Annotated in this window: 20 protein-coding genes and 1 pseudogene; 12 read left to right on the forward strand and 9 right to left on the reverse strand. The window is 64.0% G+C overall.

Translation table 11 applies throughout. The features are described from left to right. Positions 1–3: 3 nt before the first annotated feature. The 3 genes from ACMGGN_RS13400 to ACMGGN_RS13410 are packed head-to-tail and all read right to left on the reverse strand — an operon-like array spanning position 4 to position 3,055. Complete coding sequence (locus ACMGGN_RS13400; RefSeq protein WP_039603432.1) at positions 4–867, reverse strand: carbohydrate ABC transporter permease; 864 nt, start codon at positions 865–867, stop codon at positions 4–6. Then, entirely contained in the window at positions 864–1,961 is a 1,098-nt protein-coding gene (locus tag ACMGGN_RS13405; protein WP_281868528.1) for an ABC transporter ATP-binding protein, read from the reverse strand. Before ACMGGN_RS13405 ends, ACMGGN_RS13400 begins: the two co-directional genes overlap by 4 nt. Next, complete coding sequence (locus ACMGGN_RS13410) at positions 1,961–3,055, reverse strand: ABC transporter ATP-binding protein (RefSeq protein ID WP_125923204.1); 1,095 nt, start codon at positions 3,053–3,055, stop codon at positions 1,961–1,963. The genes ACMGGN_RS13405 and ACMGGN_RS13410 overlap by 1 nt, the downstream gene beginning before the upstream one ends. Positions 3,056–3,278: 223 nt before the next feature. Between ACMGGN_RS13410 and ACMGGN_RS13415 the strand changes: the two genes are divergently transcribed. The 7 genes from ACMGGN_RS13415 (at position 3,279) to ACMGGN_RS13445 (ending at position 11,016) form a co-directional block, all read left to right on the forward strand. Beyond that, positions 3,279–5,036, forward strand: coding sequence for a sigma-54-dependent Fis family transcriptional regulator (locus ACMGGN_RS13415; protein ID WP_346640208.1), 1,758 nt, complete (start codon positions 3,279–3,281; stop codon positions 5,034–5,036). Between the two features lie 143 nt (positions 5,037–5,179). After that, positions 5,180–6,244, forward strand: coding sequence for an ornithine cyclodeaminase (locus ACMGGN_RS13420; RefSeq protein WP_346640209.1), 1,065 nt, complete (start codon positions 5,180–5,182; stop codon positions 6,242–6,244). 104 nt (positions 6,245–6,348) lie between these two features. Further along, positions 6,349–6,834, forward strand: coding sequence for an Lrp/AsnC family transcriptional regulator (locus ACMGGN_RS13425; protein ID WP_046787921.1), 486 nt, complete (start codon positions 6,349–6,351; stop codon positions 6,832–6,834). A gap of 288 nt (positions 6,835–7,122) precedes the next feature. Then, entirely contained in the window at positions 7,123–8,433 is a 1,311-nt protein-coding gene (locus ACMGGN_RS13430; protein WP_046787920.1) for a C4-dicarboxylate transporter DctA, read from the forward strand. Positions 8,434–8,477: 44 nt separating this feature from the next. After that, positions 8,478–9,182, forward strand: a complete 705-nt coding sequence (locus ACMGGN_RS13435; protein ID WP_046787919.1) for a FadR/GntR family transcriptional regulator — start codon at positions 8,478–8,480, stop codon at positions 9,180–9,182. A gap of 16 nt (positions 9,183–9,198) precedes the next feature. Next, entirely contained in the window at positions 9,199–9,879 is a 681-nt protein-coding gene (locus tag ACMGGN_RS13440) for a GntR family transcriptional regulator (RefSeq protein ID WP_046787918.1), read from the forward strand. Positions 9,880–9,954: 75 nt separating this feature from the next. Then, on the forward strand, positions 9,955–11,016 hold the full coding sequence (locus tag ACMGGN_RS13445; protein WP_012313629.1) for a hypothetical protein: 1,062 nt from the start codon (positions 9,955–9,957) through the stop codon (positions 11,014–11,016). Positions 11,017–11,030: 14 nt separating this feature from the next. On the opposite strand, the gene ACMGGN_RS13450 is transcribed toward ACMGGN_RS13445, so the two are convergent. Beyond that, the gene (locus ACMGGN_RS13450; protein WP_012313628.1) at positions 11,031–11,459 is read right to left on the reverse strand and encodes a PACE efflux transporter; all 429 of its coding nucleotides are present in this window, start codon (positions 11,457–11,459) and stop codon (positions 11,031–11,033) included. A gap of 100 nt (positions 11,460–11,559) precedes the next feature. Here ACMGGN_RS13450 and ACMGGN_RS13455 point away from each other — a divergent pair, with 100 nt between their 5' ends. The 4 genes and pseudogenes from ACMGGN_RS13455 (at position 11,560) to ACMGGN_RS13470 (ending at position 15,406) form a co-directional block, all read left to right on the forward strand. Continuing rightward, complete coding sequence (locus ACMGGN_RS13455; RefSeq protein ID WP_115275378.1) at positions 11,560–12,438, forward strand: LysR family transcriptional regulator; 879 nt, start codon at positions 11,560–11,562, stop codon at positions 12,436–12,438. Positions 12,439–12,578: 140 nt separating this feature from the next. Continuing rightward, a pseudogene (gene mcpA, locus ACMGGN_RS13460) lies at positions 12,579–13,601 on the forward strand (methyl-accepting chemotaxis protein McpA); the annotation flags it as partial. Between the two features lie 117 nt (positions 13,602–13,718). Beyond that, positions 13,719–14,459: a methyl-accepting chemotaxis protein gene (locus ACMGGN_RS13465; RefSeq protein ID WP_371316843.1), complete on the forward strand. Its 741-nt coding sequence runs from the start codon at positions 13,719–13,721 to the stop codon at positions 14,457–14,459. Positions 14,460–14,620: 161 nt separating this feature from the next. After that, positions 14,621–15,406, forward strand: a complete 786-nt coding sequence (locus ACMGGN_RS13470) for a sulfite exporter TauE/SafE family protein (protein WP_012313625.1) — start codon at positions 14,621–14,623, stop codon at positions 15,404–15,406. A gap of 57 nt (positions 15,407–15,463) precedes the next feature. Here the strand turns inward: ACMGGN_RS13470 and ACMGGN_RS13475 are convergent, their stop codons facing one another. Further along, positions 15,464–16,003: a histidine phosphatase family protein gene (locus ACMGGN_RS13475; protein WP_046787914.1), complete on the reverse strand. Its 540-nt coding sequence runs from the start codon at positions 16,001–16,003 to the stop codon at positions 15,464–15,466. Between the two features lie 141 nt (positions 16,004–16,144). Between ACMGGN_RS13475 and ACMGGN_RS13480 the strand changes: the two genes are divergently transcribed. Then, complete coding sequence (locus ACMGGN_RS13480) at positions 16,145–16,744, forward strand: biliverdin-producing heme oxygenase (RefSeq protein WP_174141608.1); 600 nt, start codon at positions 16,145–16,147, stop codon at positions 16,742–16,744. A 52-nt stretch (positions 16,745–16,796) separates the two neighbouring features. Here the strand turns inward: ACMGGN_RS13480 and ACMGGN_RS13485 are convergent, their stop codons facing one another. The 4 genes from ACMGGN_RS13485 to ACMGGN_RS13500 form a co-directional block, all read right to left on the reverse strand. After that, the gene (locus tag ACMGGN_RS13485) at positions 16,797–17,129 is read right to left on the reverse strand and encodes a DUF3325 domain-containing protein (protein ID WP_046787912.1); all 333 of its coding nucleotides are present in this window, start codon (positions 17,127–17,129) and stop codon (positions 16,797–16,799) included. Next, a complete protein-coding gene (locus tag ACMGGN_RS13490) occupies positions 17,126–18,640 on the reverse strand; it encodes a PepSY-associated TM helix domain-containing protein (protein WP_346640210.1) in 1,515 nt (504 codons plus the stop codon). The genes ACMGGN_RS13485 and ACMGGN_RS13490 overlap by 4 nt, the downstream gene beginning before the upstream one ends. Then, positions 18,637–18,924, reverse strand: coding sequence for an iron transporter (locus ACMGGN_RS13495; protein WP_174141759.1), 288 nt, complete (start codon positions 18,922–18,924; stop codon positions 18,637–18,639). Before ACMGGN_RS13495 ends, ACMGGN_RS13490 begins: the two co-directional genes overlap by 4 nt. Before the next feature lie 125 nt (positions 18,925–19,049). Beyond that, entirely contained in the window at positions 19,050–21,290 is a 2,241-nt protein-coding gene (locus tag ACMGGN_RS13500; protein ID WP_115275384.1) for a TonB-dependent siderophore receptor, read from the reverse strand. Positions 21,291–21,344 lie beyond the last annotated feature (54 nt).

Here is a 21,344-nt window from a genome sequence, read left to right on the forward strand (position 1 = left end):
GGCCTAGTCCTTGTCGGCGTGGGTCATGGCGGTATAGAACAGCCACGACACCAGCAGAATGATCAGGAAATACACCAGCGAGAACGCCGCCGCCGGGCCCAGGTCGAACTGCCCGACCGCCATGCGGGTCAGGGTCTGACTGAGGAAGGTGGTGGCGTTACCCGGCCCGCCTCCGGTGAGCACGAACGGCTCGGTGTAGATCATGAAGCTGTCCATGAAGCGCAGCATCACCGCGATCAGCAGCACGTTCTTGAGCTTGGGCAACTGGATATGCCGGAACACCGCCCAGCCCGATGCCCGGTCGATGCGCGCGGCCTGGTAGTACACGTCGGGGATGGCGCGCAGGCCCGAGTAGCACAGCAGCGCCACCAGTGATGTCCAGTGCCAGACGTCCATCACCAGCACGGTGAGCCAGGCGTCGAACGGGTCGCCGGCATAGTTGTAGCTGACGCCAAGCTTGGCCAGCGTGGCACCGAGCAGGCCGATATCGGCGCGGCCAAAGATCTGCCAGATGGTGCCGACCACATTCCACGGGATCAGCAGCGGGATGGCCATGACGATCAGGCATACCGAAGCCAGCCGCCCCTTGGTCGGCATGGTCAGGGCGATGCCGATGCCCAGCGGAATTTCGATCAGCAGCACGCAGGCGGAATAGATGAATTGGCGCAGCAAGGCATCGTGCAATGCCGGGTCGCGCAACACCTGGCGGTACCAGTCGGCGCCGACGAAGTAGCGGCTGGACTGGTCGAAAATGTCCTGCACCGAATAGTTGACCACCGTCATCATCGGCATCACGGCACTGAACGCCACCAGCAGGAACACCGGCAGCACCAGCCACCAGGCCTTGTTGTTCGGCACCTTGTTCATGGCATGGCCTCCAGCAGCAGATCGTCGACGTACAGCAGCAGCCACTGCGTCGGCAGGCTGACCCAGGCATGTGCCACCGGCACCGGGCGATCTTCTGCCAGGCGCGCCTTGAGCGCCACGCCGCCAAGCACCAGGGTGACGATGCGATAGGTGCCCAGGTCCTCGACGTCCAGCACTCGCGCAGGCAAGGCGCCCTCGAATGGGCTGTCCCACAGTTGCACGAACTCCGGGCGAATGCCCACTTGCAGGCGCCCGCCGCGCGTGCCCGCCAAGCGTTCGCGCAGGCCGTCGGGCAGTATCAGGTGCACATCGCCGAACGCGACCCCCGCCGCGTCGGCGCGCACGTCGATCAGGTTCATCCCCGGGCTGCCGATGAAGTAGCCGACAAAGGTATGCCGTGGCCGCTCGAACAGCTCACGCGGGGTGCCGAACTGGACGATGCGCCCGCCATGCATCACCGCGATCTTGTCGGCGAAGGTCGAAGCCTCCAGTTGATCGTGGGTCACGTAGATCATGGTGATGTTGAACTGCTCATGGATCTGCTTGAGCTTGCGCCGCAACTTCCATTTCAGGTGCGGGTCGATCACCGTCAACGGCTCGTCGAAAAGGATGGCCGAGACGTCATCGCGCACCAGGCCACGGCCCATGGACACTTTCTGCTTTTCGTCGGCGCTGAGGTTGCGCGCCTTTTTCTTCAGCACTGCGCCCAGGTCGAGCACTTCGGCGATTTCCTCGACCCGCGTGCGCACCCTGGCTTCGTCCAGGCCCTGGTTGCGCAAAGGGAACGCCAGGTTGTCGAACACCGTCATGGTGTCGTACACCACCGGGAACTGAAACACCTGGGCAATGTTGCGCTGCTGCGGCGAAAGGTCATTGACCGGCTTGCCGTCGAACAGCACCTGGCCATGGGAGGGCGTGAGCAGCCCCGAGATGATGTTCAGCAAGGTCGACTTGCCACACCCGGAAGGCCCGAGCAACGCATAAGCGCCGCCCTGCTCCCACACGTGCTCCAGTTGATGCAGTGCGTAGTCGCCCTCGGTGGCGGGTTGTCGGCTATAGCTGTGCGCCAGTTGGCGCAGGCGGATTTCGGCCATCAGGCGCTCCTTGCCTGGCGCAGGCCCGGTGCCTGTACCAGTGCCCCGGCGCTGTCGAAGACGAACAGCTTGTGGGTGGGTATGAAGACACGGATCGGCGTATCCACCTGATACTCGTGCACCCCCGGCAGGTGCAGGACCATCGGCCAGTGCTCGTTACGCACATGCAGAAATGTCTCGGAACCGCTGATCTCGGCCAGTTCCACCCGCACCGCCAGTTCCAGGTCGTCATCGTGCGCCGGCACCAGGGTGAGGTGGCTGGGGCGCACGCCAAAGCGGTAATCGCCGTCGCCCAGGCGGTGCAGGTCGACATTGCGGGCGAAGTGCACCGCCTGGGCCAGGCTCACCTCATTGCCACTGATACGCCCCGGTATCAGGTTGATCGGCGGCTCGCTGAACAACTCGGCGGCCAGCACGCTGCCGGGCCGCTGGTAGACCTCGGCCGTCGGCCCGCTCTGGACGATTCGCCCCTCGTGCACCAGGGTGGTGGTGCCGCCCAGTGCCAGCGCTTCGTTGGGCTCGGTGGTGGCATACACGGCAATGCAGTTGCGCGCGGCGAACAACTCGCGCAGCTCCTGGCGCAGCCCTTCGCGCAGCTTGTAGTCGAGGTTGACCAGCGGCTCATCGAACAGGATCAACCCGGCATCCTTGACCAGCGCCCTGGCCATCGCCGTGCGCTGCTGCTGGCCGCCAGACAGCTCCAGCGGCAAGCGTTGCAGGTAGGGTTCGATACGCAGCATTTCGGCAGTTTCCTGCACGCGCCGACGGATGTCCGGCTCGGCCAGGCGCGCCTGGCGCAGGGGTGAGGCGATGTTCTCGTACACGCTCAGGGTCGGGTAATTGATGAACTGCTGATACACCATCGACACATTGCGCCGGCGCACCGGCACACCAGTGACATCTTCACCCGCCATCAGCACGCGGCCACGGTCGGGGTGGTCGAGCCCGGCCATCAGGCGCATGAGGCTGGTTTTGCCGGCCAGGGTCCGGCCAAGCAGCACGTTGAACGAGCCAGGCTCGAACTGCAGGGACGCGTCGATGATCCAGGGCTGGTTATCGACGCTGCGGCTGACCTGTTCCAGCACCAGAGACATGGCAGGACCTTGTTATTGTGGTTGTCCGGCACAGACAGCCAGTTCCGTGCCAGTTCCACTCTGGCCCTCTGGCCTGCGGCTTTGACGGTGCCGACAGGCCAGCAGCGATTCACAACTGAACACTTTCGCTGAACACCTGAACAGTGGCGGGTTTGACAATGAACAACGGTGGACGACACTCAACAGCGGTCGGCTGATAACAACAATCACACAGGACAGGCCCATGGCCACCGCCACTTCGACCCATGCCCAACTGATCCAGGCCTCCTGGGCGCGCTGCCGCGATCACGGCCTGCAGCCACAGAGCGCCCCCGACTTCGATTGCCTGACCAAGGCCGAACTCAGCGCCCTGCTGGAGCGGCGCCAGGCACTGTTGCAACACACCCGCGATGGCGTGCTGCCGCAGTACGCGCACCTGCTGGGCAATGCCAGCTACCTGGTGATGCTCGCCGACGCCAACGGCTGCCTGCTCGAGACCTGGGGTTCGCGACGCTTCGTCTGCCCCCAGCACCAGCACGGTTTCAGTGCCGGTGCCCACTGGCACGAACGGGGCGTGGGCACCAATGCGCTGGGTACCGCGCTGGTCTGCGCCGAGCCCGTCCATGTTGGCCAGGACGAACACTTCCTGCGCCAGAACCGCTACATGTCCAGCGCCGCAGCCCCGCTGTACGATGCCCAGCGGCAACTGGTCGGGGTACTCGACGTGGCCAGCGACGGCTACCTGCCAGCCACCCAGACCCTCGGCCTGGTACGCATGATGGGCCAAAGCCTGGAGAATCGCCTGATCCTTGCGCAGCATGCCGAGCAGCACGCGCAGTTGCTGTTCAACAGCGCTTGCGACAACCTCGACAGCCCTTGGGCCGGGCTGCTGGTATTCGATGAGCGTGGCCAGGTACTCGCCGCCAATCATCGAGCCGACAGCCTGCTGGGCGGCAACCCGCTGCAACAAAACGTCGAGCAACTGTTCCAGATCCCCTTGTGCCAGTTGCTTGCCCACCCCCAGCAGCAACCCTTCGCTTTGCAGGCAGCCGGGCGCAACCGCTTCCACTGCCAGTGGCAAGCACCCCGGCAAAGCCCCCCACGCTCAACACTTCACAGTGGCGATCCACGCATGGAAAAGGCCTTGGCCCAGGCCAGCTTGATGCTGGAAAAAGACATCCCGCTGCTGGTCCAGGGTGAAACCGGCGTCGGCAAAGAAGTCTTCGTCCAGACCCTGCACCGCGCCAGCAGCCGTGCCCGCCAGCCGTTGATCGCGGTCAACTGTGCGGCGATTCCTGCAGAACTGGTGGAATCGGAGTTGTTCGGTTATGACAAGGGCGCCTTCACCGGTGCTCATCACAAGGGCAACCCCGGGCTGATCCGCAAGGCCGACAAGGGCGTCCTGTTCCTCGACGAAATCGGCGACATGCCGCTGCCGACCCAGGCCCGCCTGCTGCGCGTGCTGCAATCGCGCAGCATTCAGCCACTGGGCAGCGGCGAACCGGTAGCGGTGGATATCCGCGTGGTCTCGGCAAGCAATCGGGACCTGACCGAAGAGGTGCGTGCGGGGCGCTTTCGCCAAGACCTCTACTACCGCATCGCGGCAATGGCGGTCGTGTTGCCGGCGCTGCGCGAGCGCACTGACCGGCGAGCATTGATCGAGCGCATCCACGCACGTTATCGCGACCCTCACCAACCCCAGCGCTTGGGGCAGCCTATCCTTGAGCTGCTTGATCGCCACCCCTGGCCGGGCAATGTGCGCGAGCTGGTGAGTGTGATGCAGGTGGCCCTGGCGTTGGCAGGCGATAGGCCGGTCGGCGTCGAACATCTGCCCGCCGGCTTTCTGGCTGAAGCACAAGGATGCGCGGTGGCGAGCGACTGCAGTGACGATGAGGCGGACCTGCAAAGCCTGCTGAAACGGGCCAATGGCAACCTCTCGGCCGTGGCCCGGAGCCTGGGGATCAGCCGAACGACACTGTATAAACGCCTTCGCGAGCAATGACCGGGGGCCGACAGCCGATTCGGCTGCCCGGGCCCTGAAGTCAGCCGGACCCGCTGCCCGCACCGCCTTTTTCGGCCGGCATTCCCGCCCTGATCGCCCGACAATATCCCTACAGCCCAACCCGCAAGTTGCAGGGAGATGCCATGACCCGCTTCATCGATGTGCAAGACCTCGCCCGCCTGGTCAACCGCAAAGGCTTGGCCAGCTGCCTGGTGGAGATGGCCGAGTACATTCGTCAGGACTACCTGCGCTGGCACGATTTCCAGAAGTGCCCGCGCCTGGCCAATCATTCGGCGGACGGCGTGATCGAACTAATGCCGGTTTCCGACTCCAGCCGGTATGCCTTCAAGTATGTCAACGGCCACCCGAAGAACACCCGCCTCGGCCTGCCCACGGTGATGGCCTTCGGCGCCTTGAGCGACGTCGGCTCCGGCGCGCCGCTGCTGCTCAGCGAGATGACCCTGACCACAGCGATGCGTACCGCCGCCACCTCGGCACTCGCCGCCCGCTACCTGGCGCGTGAAGACAGCCGCAGCATGGCGCTGATCGGCAACGGCTCGCAAAGCGAATTCCAGGCCATCGCCTTCAAGACCCTGCTGGGCATCGACGAGATCCGCCTGTTCGACATCGACCCTGCAGCCACGGCGAAGCTGGTGGCCAACCTGACGGGCCGCCCAGGGCTCAAGGTGATCGTCGCCCACAGCGTCGCCGATGCCGTGCGCGGTGCCGATATCGTCACCACGGTCACGGCGGACAAGACGTACGCGACCATCCTCACGCCGGACATGATCGAACCGGGCGTGCACCTGAACGCCGTGGGCGGCGACTGCCCGGGCAAGACCGAGCTGCACCGCGACATCGTCGAGCGGGCCCGGGTGATCGTTGAGTACGAGCCGCAAAGCCGGGTCGAAGGCGAAATCCAGCAAATGCCGGCCGATTCGCCAGTCTTCGCTTTCTGGCAGGTGGTCGCAGGCCTTGTTCAGGGCCGTGAGAATGCCGATCAGGTGACCCTGTTCGATTCGGTAGGTTTTGCGTTGGAAGATTATTCGGCGCTGCGCTATGTGCTCGATACAGCGCTCACGTTAGGGATCGGCCAGGATATCGGGCTGGTGCCGGTTCTGGAAAACCCCAAGGACTTGTATGCACTGCTGCAACCGCGGGTGGTGGCGGTTCGTTCAGTGCACCGGGCCGACAGCGCCTGCGCCTGACGGACCTTGGGCTGCTGCGCAGCCCAATCGCCGGCGCGTGAGGACGATCACCCGATAACCGCCTAACCTGTCCATGCCCCGCCTTGAAAAAAGAAGCACCGCGCATGGACACCAAGGACGCCACCTCTGCCCCGCTGGACCGCATCGACCAAGCCATCATCGACATACTGCGCGTCGATGGCCGCATCACCTTCGAAAAGCTCTCGACCCTGGTGCATCTTACTCCGCGCCCCTGCCTGGAACGCGTACGCAAGCTGGAACGGCGCGGCGTGATCCGCGGTTATGGCGCAATCATCGACCCGCAGAAGCTCGCACCAGGGCTGTCACTGCTGGTACTCGTAGCCCTTTCCAACCTGCGCGGGCGGTCCGCACAAAAGGCGTTCGAGGCAACCATGCTGGCCTGCCCTGACGTTCATGAATGCCAACTGATCAGTGGCCATTTCGACTACAGCTTGCGCGTGCGCTGTCGCGACATGGAGCACTATCGGGTGCTGAGCGAAAGCTGGATGAACGACGACGCCCTGCACATCGACAAGCTGGTGGCCCACCCTGAACTGGCTTCGGTCAAGAGCATCGCCCCGCCGCCCTGATCGGGCAAGAAGTTGGCAGGCAGATTGCTAACACCCTGCAGGTATTGGCAAATGCCGGCCAACGGCGCATCACCTCAATCTGCAGCACGCACCGAACTAGAGCCTGGCAAGCCGAAATGCCCCACAACTGGTCAGACCGGTAAGGCCAAAAAACCTTGCATATTCGGATTTTTCGCGCTTTTATGACTTCGCGCTGAACAAACCGGTAAGACCACAAAAATAAATAAGTCCTGCGCTCTTTCGCCCCGTGCGGCACCGAAGCAAGGACACCGATCAGAGATCACTCCCATGCTCAAATGGTGCTCGCGTTCGATCTTCCTGCAAGTTGTGCTCGGCCTTGCCCTCGGCATCGCCTGCGGCCTCAGTTTTCCCGACCTTTCCCTGCAGCTCAAACCCCTCGGCGACGGCTTCATCAAGCTGATCAAGATGCTTATCGGCCTGATCGTCTTCTGCGTGGTGGTCAGCGGCATTTCCGGTGCCGGCGATCTGAAGAAAGTCGGGCGCATCGGCCTGAAATCGGTGATCTACTTTGAAGTGTTGACCACCATCGCCCTGGTGATCGGCCTGGTGTTCGCCTTTACCAGTGGCATCGGCAGCGGCGCCAACATCCACCTGGATCAGCTTTCTGCTGCCGACGCCAGCGGCCTGGCCGAGCGCGGCCAGCATATCCATGGCGCCACCGCGTTCTTCATGGACCTGATCCCCACCTCCGTGGTGGGCGCCTTCGCCGACAACAACATCCTTCAAGTCTTGCTGTTCTCGGTGCTGTTCGGCAGCGCGCTGAACCTGGTGGGTGACTCGGCCGCCGGTATTTCGCGGTTGATCAACGAACTCAGCCACGTGATTTTCCGCATCATGGGCATGATCGTGCGCCTGGCGCCGATCGGCGTCTTCGGCGCCATCGCCTTCACCACCAGCAAATATGGCCTGGAGTCGCTGCAGCACCTGGGTGGCCTGGTAGCGTTGTTCTACCTGACCTGTGCGGGCTTCGTGCTGATCATCCTGGGCACCGTGATGCGCGTGTCGGGGCTCAAGTTGCTGCCTTTCATCAAGTACCTGCGCGAAGAGTTGACCATCGTCCTGGGCACCGCTTCCTCCGATGCCGTATTGCCGCAGATCATGCGCAAGCTCGAGCACCTGGGCATTGGCAGCTCCACCGTTGGCCTGGTGATCCCGACCGGCTACTCGTTCAACCTTGACGGCTTCTCCATCTACCTGACCCTGGCCATCGTGTTCATCGCCAACGCCACCGGTACGCCGCTGGCGATGACCGACCTGCTGACCATCCTGCTGGTGTCACTGGTGACGTCCAAAGGCGCTCACGGCATCCCAGGCTCGGCACTGGTGATCCTCGCCGCCACCCTCACCGCCGTGCCGGCGATCCCGGTGGTAGGCCTGGTGCTGGTGCTGGCAGTGGACTGGTTCATGGGCATCGGCCGGGCGCTGACCAACCTGATCGGCAACTGCGTGGCTACCGTGGCCATTGCCCGCTGGGAAAAAGACATCGATCTGGAGCGTGCGCAGAACGTGCTCGATGGCAAACCCGGCTTTGCCCATGCACCTCGCAAGCAGCCCAACGCCCATCAACAGGAATTCTGAGCCCACGTGGCCGGCGCTGACGCCGGCCCTTTCAGGAGAAAACCGTGATCAGCTCATCGACCGTCGTCAACTCAGTGGTGGAAAAACTGCGCCAGGCCCTGGCCCGCGGCCAGTGGCGCTCCGGCGACATGCTGCCTGGCCAGCGCGAGCTGGCCGAACAATTGGGCATCAGCCGCCCCAGCCTGCGCGAAGCCGTGACCGTGCTGGAGACCCTCGGCCTGGTGCGCTCCATGCCGGGCAAGGGCGTGCTGGTGCTGGATGCCGAAACGGCCGTGCTGGAGCCAGGCGTCGACAGCAGCGCTGCGGCGAGCCTGGCCGATGTCCTGGAGCTGCGCTACACCCTCGAACCGTTCATCGTCGGCCTGGTGGCGCAATCGGCCAACAGCCAGGACATCGGCCAGCTACGCCTGACCCTGATGGACATGCGCGAAGCGCTGGATGCCGATGACAGCGATGCCGGGGCCAAGGCCTACATCGCCTTCCACGAGGCGCTGTTCGCGCTGACCACCAACCCGATTTTCCAGAGCGTGGTACAGCAGACCGGCAATGCCCTCAAGCAAAGCGCCAACATGCTGCGCAACTCACCCGAACACCTTGCTGCTCGGCTCAAGGAAAACGAAGCCGTGGTACGCGCCATTCGCGACCGCAACAGCGCCCAGGCCAGCGCCCAGATGCGCCAGCACATCCTTGCCGAAGGGCAGCGGATGGGCATCGAACTGAACATCCCGGATGACCATCCGCGCCAATGACCCCAGGAGAGCGACCATGACCGCCTGCGCCCACGCCGCCCCCCACCTGCCTGCCCTGCTCGGGGCCGGCGAAACCCGCCTGTCGGCCGAGCAGATCTACCCCCGCCTGTTCGACGCGATTCTCGAGCAGCGCTTGCCACCCGGCAGCCTGCTGCCCGAGCAGGCACTGGGCAACGCCTTCGGCGTCAGCCGCACGGTGATCCGCCGGGTACTCGGGCGCCTCTCGGACCAGCAAGTGGTGGTACAGCGCCCCAGCCACACCGCGCACCTGGCCGCCCCTGATCCACAACAGGCGCGCCAGGTGCTGAGCGCCCGGCGCCTGGCCGAAACCACCCTGATCAGCCTGGCAGCGCAACGCGCGCGGCCGGCGCAGATCCGCCAACTGCGTTCGCTGGTGGAGCGCGAGCGCCAGCACCACGAGCGGGGCGAACGTTGCGCGGCAATCCGCCTGGGCGGCGAATTCCACCTCAAGCTTGCCCAGGTGGCCGCCAATGCACCGCTGGCACGTTTTCTCAACGGTCTGGTGCCGATGACCTCACTGATCATCGCCCGCTATGAATCGCCCTGCTGCGACCACTGTGCCTGGCAAGAGCACGCGGCGATCATCGATGCCGTGGAGGCTGGTGACGCGGCAGCCGCGCTTGCACTGATGGATGAGCACCTGGACCGCCTGGAAGAAAAACTCGACCTCGCCTGACAGGGCGCATGCGCAGCCGATCACCGGCCCTATACTCGGTTAACCACCCAGCCTCGAAACCCGGGAGGCGGTCGTGTGAACCCACGCATCCTCGTGCTGCTCTGCCTTCTGCTGGCCCTCGGCGGCTGCGCCGGCAAGCGCCCGCCTGCCCCGCCACCGCCCGCCGTGCTGACCCCCGCCGCCTGGCAACGCATCGACCAGGAACTGATCGATGCATCGGTAGGCGCCGCAGGCTCGGCCAACGACTATGCGCGGCGCTCGATGCGGGTATGGAAAGAACAGGTACAGCAACGTACCGAAAGCGACTTCATTCCCTGGTTCACCGGTTACTGGACCCAGCAATGGCTGACCCTCAAGGTCGCCTGGTACAAGCTCAACAGCGGTGAGGGCCGCGAGCCTGCGGAAAAACGCCTGGCCCTGTACCTGCAGGAACAGTACCAGAACCGGGTGATCGAGCCGGTGGCCGAGCAGATCAACCCCGAAGTCATCCGCGACCGCGCCTGCGAGTTGTACCTGCAACTCTTTGGCCAGCAACTGCCGGCCATCATCCAGCGCTACAACGCCCCACCCGATCAGCTCAGCCAGCGCCTGAACCGGGTCCCGGCCATTGCCCTGGGGCCGCCGCCGGCGCGCAACGCCAGCCTCTATCAATTGCTCAAAGCCAAGCCGCTCGATCAGCAACCCGCCTGGCTCGCCCTGCGCGACCACCTGCACCGGCAAGCGGCCAAGGGCCCCGGGCAGACCGACGTAGGCCTGTCGTCGGTGGCCACCCGCGCCAGCGAGAAGCTTGGCGCCACCCTGGCCCCTCGCGGCATTGCCAGCGCAGTGGCCAGTGCGGTAGGCAAGGTGGCCGGGGCAATGATCTCGGTGGCGGCGGCAGGCTACGGCATGATCACTCATGATCGCGATCACCCGGAGATGGTCGAGCAATTGCGGGTGATCCTCAACGTGGCGCTCAATCAGGAATGGCAAGAATTGATGGAGAACCGCCAGAGCGGCGCCATGGCGGGGGTGTACTACCTGTCAGGGCAGGTCGAGGACAGTTTGCTGGCCAGTGCGCCGCGGCCAGTGGACCAGGCAGTGCAACCGGAACAACCTGCGCGGCAGGAACCCTTGTTGATTCGCCTGCCGCCATAGCGGTACCGACACCCTCAGGCGGTGGCCATGGCCGATGCCGGCAACCCGAATATCCGGTCAAACGCCCAGTTGTAGGCAAAGGTGTAGCAAGGCACCAGGATGATAAAGGCAAGGTCCACCAGAAACGCCTCGACCAGGCTCATGCCCAGCCACCAGGCAATCAGCGGGATCAGGTACACCACCAGGGTCAGCTGGAAACCGACAGCATGCACCACCCGCCGCGCCACGCTGCGGCCGCGCTTGGCTTGGCGGCTCTCCCAGTACTCGAACAAGCTGTTGTAAATCAGGTTCCAGAGCATGGCGATGGTGGTGATCATCACCGCCAGCGGTCCAGTATGCGAAGCCTGAGTATCGGACAAGTAAGCCAGCCCCAGCGTCGACATACACAAGCCAATCAGCTCGTAGAAAGTCACGTAGACCAGTTTGCGTTTCAGTCCCTGCACGGGTTTACCTCATGTGGAATCAAGCGAAGGGCGAAAGGATGCTTCAAATTTATTGACAGACAAAGTCGGTAGCTTTCAGATTCACTGATAGGAGGCCGACATGAACTTTTCCAGCGACAACATCCAGCTGTTCCTCGCCGTGCTCGACCGGGGTTCGTTTTCCGCTGCGGCACGCACCCTTGGCCGGGTACCATCCGCTGTCAGCATGGCCATCGGCAACCTTGAAGCCGAACTGGGCTACCCCCTGTTCGAGCGCGGCCCGCGCGAGGTTCACGCTACCGCCCAGGCTTTGGCCCTAGAGCCACACGCCAGGCTGATCGCCGAGCAACTGGGGCTTCTGCAAGTGCACGCACTGGAGCTGTCGCAAGGGCTGGAAAGCAGCCTGACCCTCGCCGTGGTCCCGGATATCGATCAGCGCCCGCTGTTTGCCGCCATCGCCAGCCTGGGCGAGCGCTACCCGCTGCTGGACATCCAGCTGCTCAGCGCCCCGCAGGAAGACGCATTGCAGTTGCTCGACAGCGGCCGTGCCGACCTGTGCCTGGCCTTCGCCGGCCTGCATGTCGATGCCCGCCGGGGGTTCCAGCACATTGGTACAGAATCGCTGGTTGCCACCCTGTCACCGGCGCACCCGGCACTGCGCGACGGGCGCATCCGCTACCTGGAAGACCTGATCAACGTGCGCCAGATCCTGGTGCGCAGCCGCGACCTGCCGCTGGCCGACCCGCGCGCGCTGATCGGCGCCACGCACTGGTCCACCGACAGCTTCGACTTCGCCGTGCAAATGGTCGAAGCAGGCCTTGGCTGGGGCGATTTGCCATTGGCCAGGGTGGCGCCGCTGATCGAGGCAGGGCGCCTGGTGCGCCTGCGTTTTGGCAATACCCGCAACGAACTTCAGTTGCCGATTCACGCCTTCTGGCGCAGGCAGCAACCGCTGCGCCAAGCGGCGCGTCTGCTGATCGAACAGCTAGCCAACTGCTAGCGCACCGTCCGTCGAAATCGCCTCAGCCTGATGACGTAAGTGCTTCAATTTTTTAAGAGATTTGCCGATATCAGAGTGGACAGGCCCATCGCGCCACAAGCGCGCAGTGCCCTTCCCTCCATGGCTCAAGGTCTCGAAACATGAACCTGAAATTTCGCCACAAAATCCTCCTCAGCGCGTGCGGCGTGGTGGTACTGGCTTTTGCCCTGTTCACGCTCTACAACGATTACCTGCAACGCAACACCATCGCCCAGAACATCGAGTCGTCGGTGCAGCAGTCCGGTGCGCTGACTGCCAGCAGCGTGCAGAACTGGATGAGCGGGCGCATCCTGGTGCTGGAGAACCTGGCACAGGACATTGCTGAACAAGGGACGGGCGATACCCTGGCCGGGCTGATCGAGCAGCCTTCCTACACGCAAAATTTCCTGTTCACCTACCTGGGCCAGGCCAATGGTGTGTTCACCCAGCGCCCCAATGCCCAGATGCCGGCCGGTTACGACCCACGCCAGCGCCCGTGGTACGGCGCCGCCGCAAACGCCGGGCAGACCGTGCTAACAGCCCCTTACCAGGGCGCCGTCGGTGGCCTGATGGTGACCATCGCCACGCCGGTGAAGCGTGACGGCGAAATGCTCGGAGTGGTCGGCGGCGACCTGACCCTCGATACCTTGGTGCAGATCATCAACTCGGTCGACTTCGGCGGCATCGGCCACGCCTTCCTCGCCGACAGCAGCGGCCAAGTGATCGTCAGCCCCGACAAAGACCAGGTGATGAAGAACCTCAAGGACATCTACCCAGGCGCTGGCTTGCGCGTGGAGCCCGGCATGCAGGATGTCACCCTCGATGGCCAACAGCGGTTGATCTCCTTTGCCCCGGTGGCCGGCTTGCCGTCTGCCCAGTGGTATATCGGCCTGTCGATCGACAAGGACAAGGCCTACGCCGCATTGGGCCAGTTCCGTACCTCGGCGATCATCGCCATGGTCATTGCCGTGGCGGCCATCGCCGGGCTGCTGGGCTTGCTGATCCCGGTGCTGATGCGCCCGCTGACCACCATGGGCCGCGCCATGCGCGACATCGCCGAAGGTGAAGGCGACCTGACCCGCCGCCTTGACGTGCAGCGCAAGGACGAGTTCGGCGAGCTGGCCACCTCGTTCAACCACTTTGTAGAACGCATTCACACCTCGATCAGCGAAGTTTCGTCGGCCACGCGGCTGGTGCACGACCTGTCGGAAAAGGTGGTCAACGCCTCCAATGCCTCGATCATCGGTTCCGAAGAGCAGAGCATGCGCACCAACAGTGTCGCTGCGGCCATCAACCAGCTGGGTGCCGCCACTCAGGAAATCGCACGCAACGCTGCCGACGCTTCGCAGCACGCCAGCGGCGCCAGCGAGCAGGCCAATGGCGGGCGCGAAGTGGTGGAAGAAGCGATCAACGCCATGACCGCCCTGTCGCAGCGCATCAGCGAATCCTGCGAACAGATCGAAACGCTCAATGCCAGCACCGACGAAATCGGCAAGATCCTCGACGTGATCAAGGGCATCTCCCAGCAGACCAACCTGCTGGCGCTCAACGCCGCGATCGAAGCGGCCCGTGCTGGTGAAGCCGGGCGCGGGTTTGCCGTGGTCGCCGACGAGGTTCGCAACCTGGCGCACCGCACCCAGGAATCGGCGGAAGAGATCCACCGCATGATCACCAGCCTGCAGGTCGGCTCGCGTGAGGCGGTGCACACCATGAACACCAGCCAGGTGTCCAGCGAACAGACCGTGCAGGTCGCCAACCAGGCCGGTGTTCGCCTGGCCAGCGTGACCCAGCGCATCGGCGAGATCGACGGCATGAACCAGTCGGTGGCCACCGCTACCGAAGAGCAGACCGCCGTGGTCGAGAGCCTGAACCTGGACATCACCCAGATCAATGCGCTCAACCAGCAAGGGGTAGAGAACCTCAACCAGACACTGCAGCATTGCGATGCGCTGGCGCAGCAGGCCGGGCGTTTGAAGCAACTGGTGGGCAGCTTCCGCATCTGAGGGGATGTGCCGGCACGCTCGCCTTCTGCAGGGGATGAGCGTGCCGGCGCTGAAGCTCAGGCAGTTATAACCTAATAACGAACAAGTCTATTTGGCTATATAAACTACCTATATGCTGGCACCCATCCGATCACGGGCAAAGCTGGGCAGTCGAGTAGCGTATGGATGTAGGTTCTTTCGGTTTCACCATAGCCGGGCTGGTTGTGGGGTTCATCGTCGGCATGACCGGCGTCGGTGGCGGTTCGCTGATGACGCCGATCCTGCTGTGGTTTGGCATCAGCCCGGCCACCGCTGTCGGCACCGACCTGCTCTACGCCGCCATCACCAAGGCCAGTGGCGTGTGGGTGCACAGCCGCAACAAGAACATCGACTGGAGAATCACCGGCCTGCTCAGCCTGGGCAGCGTCCCGGCAGCAGCGCTGACCCTGTGGTTCCTGAGCACCCTGCACACCGACACCTCGGCGCTCAATGGCATCATCAAGCAGGGCCTGGCGGTGGTATTGATCCTCACTGCACTGGCAATCCTGTTCAAGTCGCGGCTGCAAGCGTTCGCCAACCGCCATGCCGGTGACCATTACCAACTCAGCGACCGTAGCCTAAACATCCTTACCGTACTCACCGGCGTGGTGCTGGGTGTCATGGTCACCCTCACCTCGATCGGTGCCGGCGCCCTGGGCACCGTGGCGCTGTTTTTGCTTTACCCGTTCCTGGTCACCCGGCGCCTGGTGGGCACCGAGATCGCCCACGCGGTGCCGTTGACCCTGGTCGCAGGCCTGGGCCACGCCGGCATGGGCAACATGGACTGGTCGCTGCTGGGCTACCTGCTGCTCGGCTCGTTGCCCGGCATCTACCTGGGCAGCCACCTCACCGGGCGGATCTCCGACCGCGTGCTGCGGCCCTGCCTGGCGGGGATGCTGTTGCTGATCGGGTACAAGCTGGCGTTTTGAGGAAAGGGTTTGGCGTGAGACGGGTTAGCCGGCCCTCACGCCATCACAAGCCACACCTCACCCGAGCCGCAAGCGCCATCGCCCGGTAAAGCTCAACTGCACACGTGACAAAGGCAGCACATCAATCTGCCGATGGGCAGCCAGGGGGCAACCAAGCACCTGCACCAGCACCGCGCGAATCACCATGGGATGGGTCACCGCCACCCACTCGCCCGGTTTATCGAATGCCGCCAGCCACCCCGCCATGCGCTGGCACAGCTCGGCAAACGACTCACCACCATGCGGCGCACTGTGCGGGTCGTCCAGCCACAACGCCAGCGCCTGCGGTTGCTCAGCCTGCAATTGTTTCAATGCCAGCCCGTGCCAGCACCCCAGGTCGCAATCGGCCAACGCTGGCTCGACCTGCACCGGCATCGAAAAACCTGCCGCCGTTGCCCTCGCACGCTGCTCCGGCGCGGTCAGCATGCGCGTTTCAGGCGCCACGGCGAACGGCTGGGCGTGCAGCGGCAAGATGCTGTCGTCAGGGCGGTGCAAGCGCCCGGTCTTCTGGGCCGTTGTCAGGGCATGACAGATCAAGGTCAGGTGTACGGCTTTCACCAGGCGGCTTCTTCGCAGGGGACGGCCGACTGGTTTAGCACGCCGAGGTTATTTTTTCCGCAACAATGTCGCAGCCCTGGAGGAACACTGCGTTACGATGGCCAGTCCAAATTAGGCGAAATGCCACTAGAGCCGACCCGAATGCCAGCCAGCTCCTCCTCTCCCAGCCCGTTGCTGCTAGCCCTGCGCGAGGGCACACGCGACTGCCACAAGTCGCTCGAAGCACGCCTGCCATTTTTTGCAGCGAACTTCGATGCCGCTGCCTACAGCCGGCTACTGCAAGCCTACTACGGGTTCCACGCCCCTCTCGAAGCGCGGCTGGGCGATTATCAGGAACCCGTGAGGGCCAAGACACCGGCTCTCACCCTGGACCTGCAAGCCTTGCACCTGAGCGCCGCCGACATCGATGCCCTGCCCCTGTGCCAGGCGCTGCCTGCCATCAAAGATGAGGCAAGCGCGCTGGGTGTGATGTACGTAATGGAAGGCTCGACCCTGGGCGGCCAGGTACTCAAAAAGGCAATGTCCGAACGCCTGGGTCTCGACCCGGCCAGCGGCACAGGTTTTTTAGATGTATACGGTGCGCGGACCGGCAACTACTGGCGCAGCTTCCTCGACCGCCTTGGCCAGGCCTCGACAGCACCTGCAGCGCAGGCCGCCACCGTGCAGGCGGCCATCGAAACATTCCAGTGCTTCGAGCGCTGGCTTGGGCAACGCAACGTGCTGAACCAAAAACCCGGCTAAAGAGGCCTGCTCGCTCTGACCCTGTCGCCGGCAAGCCGGCGATGGGGCCCGCTCAGGCAAACAGCTGCAGCAGCACCCACCCCGGCACCAACCCCGCCAGCCCGACCGCCAGCCGCGGCCAATACGGCAACAGCACGACCAGCAGCATTGCCCCCAGCGACATCATCGCCAACCAGGCCACCGGCGCCATGGCCCAGCCCCAGGCCTGGGCACAGAGCAACAGGCTGATCATCAGTGCCAGCCAGCCAGCGCCACGCAGCACCACGCGCAATGGCCGCGGGCAAGCCCGCTGCCATACCTGCTTGTAGTGCCGCTCCAGGCCTTGGCAAAGGCCAAGCATGCCGGCATAGGCGAACAGCGTGCCGCCCGCGATCAGCATCATCATGCGCCTGCCTCCACGCTGCGCCCTGCCTTGCGTGCAAGCGGCGCCGGCTCGGCATTCTGCACGCGCCACGCCACCACACCGAGCAATACCCCCAGCACCAGTGCGCAAGCTGCCACGCCCAGGCGCAAGGCATCCGCCAGCCCACCGAACAGCCCAAGGCCCATGCACAGCAGTGCCGTCAGTCCCAACTGCTCCACCCACGCCCGGCGCGCAGGCCTGATACCCGCATGCAACAGCGCCAGCAGCCATACACCAAAGAACGCCCGCACCTCCCAGGCTTCGCGCTGTACCAGCTCGACCGGCAGCAGGCGGCTGGCCCAGAGCAAGCCGGCACAGGCCAGCAGCAAACCGGCAACGAAACCGACATTGCACACCTCGGCCACCCGGTACCAACGCCGCGCCGACAACTGCGCGCTGGCGTACTTGCGCCCACGCTTCACGCAAAACAGCACCAGGCCACTGGCGATCATCACGCAGCTGATGACGCCACAAACGAAGTACAACCAACGCATCGGGTACCCGCCAAACTGGGCAAAATGCAGGCCGACCATGACCCGCTGGGTCAAGGGGGGCGCACGCCACTCAGTCACATCGCTGAGCAACTGGCCGCTGACACCATCGAATACCATGGCCTGCCCCTTGGACAGGGCGATGCGATTACCCAGTTCAGGGCGGACCTCGATCCGTGCCCCGGCAGTGTTGGGATTGCGGATATTGAAACCGGCTATGGGCCCCAAGCGTGCCTGCGCCTGGGCCAGTAGCGGTACCACATCGGCCAGCTCCGCGGGCTGCCTGGCCATGCCCCTTGGCTGCTCCAGGCGGGCGTTGCCCTGGGCCTTGAAGTAGGCCCGGTTGTCCCCGGCGAACAGCGCATCGACACCTGCAGGAATGTAGATGAGCATGAAGATCACCAGCCCGGTGTAGGTGATCATCAGGTGGAATGGCAGCAACAGCACTGCACTGGCGTTGTGAAAGTCCAGCCAGGAGCGCTGGCCCTTGTTCGGCCGGAAAGTGAAGAACTCCTTGAAGATCTTCTTGTGGATGACAATGCCGGTGACAAGCGCCGCCAGCATCACCAGCGCCAGTGCACCGACCACGAAAATGCCCCAGTTGCGCGGCAGGTCGAGGGTGAAATGGAAGCGGAAAAAGAAATTGCCGCCGACACTGTCGCGTACCTCGATGGCCTCGCCCGTCTGCGGGTCGAGCTGTACGCCGCCGCCATGGCGCCGCTCACCGGTAGACACCCGCAGCCCGGGCGAACGATCGGTGGGCAGGCTGACGCCCCAGTTGCCGGCCTGCGGCTCATGGGCTTGCAGGTAGGCAATGGCGCGCCGCGCGGCATCGGCCTGGGTCACTTCACTGGCCGGGATTTCCGGCTGCATCCAGTGGTTCAGTTCTTTGTCGAACACCGCCAGGGTGCCGGTGACGAAGATGGCGAACAGCAGCCAGCCGAAGATCAGCCCGCCCCAGGTGTGCAGCCAGGCCATCGATTGAGTGAAGGTGTTCTTCATGCCAGCCACTCCAGCGCCTGGGGCCAGAAGCCGATCAACGCCAGGGGCGCAGCCAGGGCCAGCGGTAGCCAGGCGCGCACCGCGTCACGGCTGGCAAAGGCCCAGAGGATGGCTGCGGTGTAGAAAATGAAGGCCGGCAGGGTCGCGACGATGACCGCATCGGCAGGTGACAGGGGCAGCAGCCGCGCCAGGCAGGCGGTGGCGGCATAGGTAAGCGCGTAGCCGCCCAACAGCGCGGCGCTGCTGCGCGAGAGGATCTGCAACCAGGCGGTCTTAGTGTTCATTGGGGTATTTCCTGGTAGTCACATCGAGGCAAGCCCGCTCCCCAGGTACACCACTGCGCTTGCGCCCGTGGGGTATCTGCAGGAGCGGGCTTGCCCCGCGAATGGGCCGCAGCGCGGCCCCTGCATCAGAACGAGATATTCAAGGAAGCAAACACCGCACGTCCCGGCTGGTTGTAGGTGTTGGCACCCGAGCTGCTGGCATTGCCACCGCGATAGATCTGCTTGTCGAACACGTTGTTCACGCCCACCCGCACGTCATAGTTGGCGTTGAACTTGTACCCGGTGCTGACATCCACCAGCCCGTAAGCCTCGACATCCTGCTGCGCCTCGGCGTCGTAGTCTTCCTGGGTGCGGTAGTTGTAGGTCGGCGACTTCTGCTTGCCGTAGTAGGTCCCGGCCACCTGGAACGAAAGCTTGTCGGTGGCGCGCCAGTCCAGGGTGCTGTTGACCGTGTATTCGGGGATCACCGACAGCGGCTCGCCCGTCTCGCGGTTGTCGTTGTCGAGCATCCAGGTCAGGTTGGTGTTCCAGTCCAGTACCGGGGTCAGTTCGACGAACAGGTTGCCCTCGATGCCTTCCACACGTGCCTCGCCGGCGTTCTCCCACTGGGTCACGCGGCGGCCGCTGTTGATGGTGTAAAGCACATCGGTGTCACCGATGATCTTGTTCTTGTAATCGTTGCGGAAGTACGTCGCGCTGGTACGCCAGGTGCCGCGGTCGTACAACAGGCCGATTTCCTTGTTGACGCTGATTTCCGGCTTGAGGTCGGCATTGCCCTGCAGGTAGCAGCCCCCGGAGTTGCTCTGCTGCACACTGCAACCGTTGCCACGGCTGTAGAGCAGGTAGTTGGGGTTGGACTGATACAGGTTCGGCACCTTGTAGGCCCGGGCGATACCGCCCTTGACCGACAGCGCATCGGTCAGCTTGTGCGACAGGTTGAGGCTGGGGCTGAAGTTGTCGCCAAAGGTTTCGTGGTGGTCGAAGCGCAGGCCCGGGGTGACGGTGGTGTCGCCCAGCACAATGTTGTCCTCGACGAACAACGCGTAGCTCTTGGCGGTCATCTTCGAGTTGCTGCGGTCGAAGCCACTGATGACGTCACTGCCACCGCCGCTGGGGTCGAAGCTCTGGGGGCGGAACGAGCCCTGGTCGTTGAGCGATTCGTACAGGTACTCGCCGCCCAGGGTCAGCACATGTTCAGTACTGCCCATGGCAAACGGCAGGTTCACCTCGCTGCTCAGGCGAGTGTTGCGCAGCCGCGACATGGCTGCACCGCTGTCGTTGATCGCACCTTCCGGGCCACCGGCCAGGCCTTCGTTGAGACGCCAGTTGCGTACGTATTCGTAAGCCAGGCTGGTCTTGCTGGTGCCCCAGCTGAAATCGCCAAGGTGGGTCAGGTCATAGGTGTTGCGCTGCATGACATTGGTCTCGTGGCCATACAGGCTGGAGATCAGGTCGACATTGCTGCCGCCGTTGCTGTTCATGGTATCGCCGGCATAGAGGTTGCCCTGGCGGCTGTAACCGGCGCTGGCTTCAAGGCGGTGCTCGTCGTTGAGCCGCCAGCTCAGCAGGCCGTTGATGTCCTTGTTGCGCACGCCCTCACGGCCGGCGACCAGCGCGCTGTTGGCGTGGTCGGCGTTGATGTCCAGGTCGTCGGCGTCGGTCTTGGCCAGGCCACCGTACATACGGAAACCGAGGTTGTCGGTAAGCCCACCGCTGAGGTTGAAGTTGGCACGACGGCTGACACCCTCGGCACTGTCTTGCGGCATTTGCGTGAACAGGTTGAGGCTGCCCTTGAACGCCTCGGAGGGCCGCTTGGTGATGATGTTCACCACCCCGCCCATGGCGCCCGAACCGTAGCGCGCCGCCGCGGGGCCGCGCAGGATTTCGATGCGCTCGACCGCCTCGGCCGGCACCCAGTTGGTTTCGCCGCGGGTGTCGCGGTCGCCGTTCCAGCCGTAGCGCACGGCGTTGCGCGCGCTGGACGGTTTGCCGTCGATGAGGATCAGGGTGTTCTCCGGGCCCATGCCGCGCAGGTCGATCTGCCGGTTGTTGCCACGCGCACCACTGGCGCTGTTGCCAGTCAGGTTGACCCCCGGCTCCCGACGGATGATGTCGGACAGGTCGTTGGCCGGCGGGCGACGCTTGATGTCTTCTTCAGTGATGATCGACGAACCCAGCGCCTGACGTGCCTCGCGCTCTGCAGTGACCAGGGTGTCCTGGATCACCAGTGCGTCGTCGGCCACCGGCATTTCCAGCACCTCACCAGGGCTGCGCTCCACTGTTTCAGCGGCGGTCGCCATCATGGCCGGTGACGCCAACGCGACAAACGCCAGGGCCAGGCTGTTGGGTGAAGTTCTGCACTGCATTGACACATCTCCTGCGATGGGTAAGCGAAGGGCACATCCCTGCCAGGAAGCCGG

The organism is Pseudomonas sp. BNK-30 (assembly GCF_047456185.1).
Taxonomy (GTDB): Bacteria; Pseudomonadota; Gammaproteobacteria; order Pseudomonadales; family Pseudomonadaceae; genus Aquipseudomonas; species Aquipseudomonas putida_E.